Here is a 1,785-nt window from a genome sequence, read left to right on the forward strand (position 1 = left end):
ATCCTGCCGTGGAAGCGCCTGTGAGGCATGGTGTCGTGCTCTCGCGGGTCAATGTCAATGATAACTTTGTCTCCAACCTTGTGATCGTGAAGCAGGTAAGATATGCCCCTGACTACGTTGTCCTTTGTCAGTATAGAGCGGGCCTTTCTGCGTGTACCGTGCGAACGTGGCATATTGGATTTGAGCGCCCCTGCCTTAATTTAAGTCATCCTAGCCGTCCACGTCGGCTATGCCCCTGTCGGCAAGCGTAAACAAAACCTCCCGCTCGGCGTGGTACGGGCTGTCGACCATCCTCGCTATCCTGTTCTTGCCCGACGAGCGCTTCAGGTATATGCGGTAAGTCGAGGTGTGCGCCACGACGTTGCCCCCCGTCGGCCGGGCAGAGTCGCCAAAGTATGCGTCCGGCGAGGACTGTATCTGGTTCGTGACGACTACTGCGACTTCATAAGTCTCTGCCAGCCTCACCAGGATGTGCATGAACTTGTTCAGCCGCTGCTGCCGCTCTGACAAGGTCGCCCTGCCTAGGAACTCGGCGCGATAGTGCGCCACGGCAGAATCGACTACCACCAGCTTTATCCCGTTTTCCTCGATGACAGGACCCGTCTCTTCTATTATCAGCTCCTGGTGGGCGCTGTTGTACGCCTTGGCGACGATGATGCCGGCCAGCGCCTTGTCGGCGTCAAGCCCCCGCGCCTTTGCAATCGATACGATGCGCTCTGGCCGAAACGTGTTTTCAGTATCGACGTAGATCGCCCTGCCTGCAAGCCCGCCTGCCTTTTTTTCCTGCTGCACCAGCACGCAGAGCGTGTGGCACAGTTGCGTCTTGCCGGTGCCAAACTCGCCATACACCTCCGTCACTGCCTTGGTTTCCACGCCGCCTCCGAGCAGGTCGTCAAAGTTCCGCCCCCCTGCCGATATGCGCTCGCCTTCGCGCCTCTTTTCGTACAGGCTCGTGGCGCTCACGAAACTGCGGTCGATGACGCCCAGTTCCTGCAGCGCCAGCCTAGCTTTATTGCATATCTCGACACACTCGTCCATCTCCATCCCCGTGGCCTCCGCAACGTCGACGGGGCCGCGGACCAGCAGGTCCTTGATGGAGCGAAAGCCCGCCTCTTTCAGGCGCTTTTCCGTGGCCGGCCCGATGTCTTCGATGGCCGAGAGTGCAAGCTTGCTGTCGTCTGCCAAGTTTCATCTCCTTGTGCAAGCCGGCTACTAATTAGTATTGGGCGTGCTCGGCGGGGGCAAAAAAGTATATATCCATCTTCCTTCTGCTATGGCTAAGATAGAGGGATATGATGCAAAGCAAGACTTTGGTCGTAACGGCTCTTGCAACAGTCATGGTGCTGTCCGCCGTAGTAGCCTACCTGCCGAGCGCTGACGCGCACGGTGTGCAGGCACAGCTGCAGTCTAGATTCATCAGAATCGACAACGAGCAGTTCTCTGACAACACCTTAACTACTGGCGAAGAGCTTACCGTAACTGGCGAGATGAAAAGCTTGGTCAACAGGGAACTCAGGGGCTGGCTCTCTCTGTTCAGCGAATCTGAAAACGCTGGCAACAGATGGGAGTTCTTGGCCAGAGATCCACCAGGAAACATTTTCGACATCCCGGCAGGTGCAACAGTCCCGTACTCAATCACTGTAAAGGCACTTGAACCAGGAACATACCACGTACATACGCAGCTTAACGTCGAGCACGTGGGTCCAGGTCTCGGTAGGGGCCAGACTGTAAACGTCAGTGGCGATGCAATCCTGAAGCCAATCCCGATGAGCAGCATTGTATACC

The 1,785-nt window shown here is 56.8% G+C and carries 2 protein-coding genes and 1 pseudogene; 1 reads left to right on the forward strand and 2 read right to left on the reverse strand.

Annotated features, from left to right (window positions below; all coding sequences use genetic code 11):
- Both ACREAY_RS11635 and radA read right to left on the reverse strand, forming a co-directional pair.
- A pseudogene (locus ACREAY_RS11635) lies at positions 1-173 on the reverse strand (50S ribosomal protein L21); the annotation flags it as partial.
- 37 nt (positions 174-210) lie between these two features.
- A complete protein-coding gene (gene radA, locus ACREAY_RS11640; protein ID WP_431755933.1) occupies positions 211-1,185 on the reverse strand; it encodes a DNA repair and recombination protein RadA in 975 nt (324 codons plus the stop codon).
- 107 nt (positions 1,186-1,292) lie between these two features.
- On the opposite strand from radA, the gene ACREAY_RS11645 reads away from it, so the two are divergent.
- On the forward strand, positions 1,293-1,785 hold a 493-nt coding region (locus tag ACREAY_RS11645), incomplete at its 3' end, for a methane monooxygenase/ammonia monooxygenase subunit B (protein ID WP_431755934.1).

The organism is Nitrososphaera sp., assembly GCF_050748925.1.
Lineage (GTDB): Archaea > Thermoproteota > Nitrososphaeria > Nitrososphaerales > Nitrososphaeraceae > Nitrososphaera.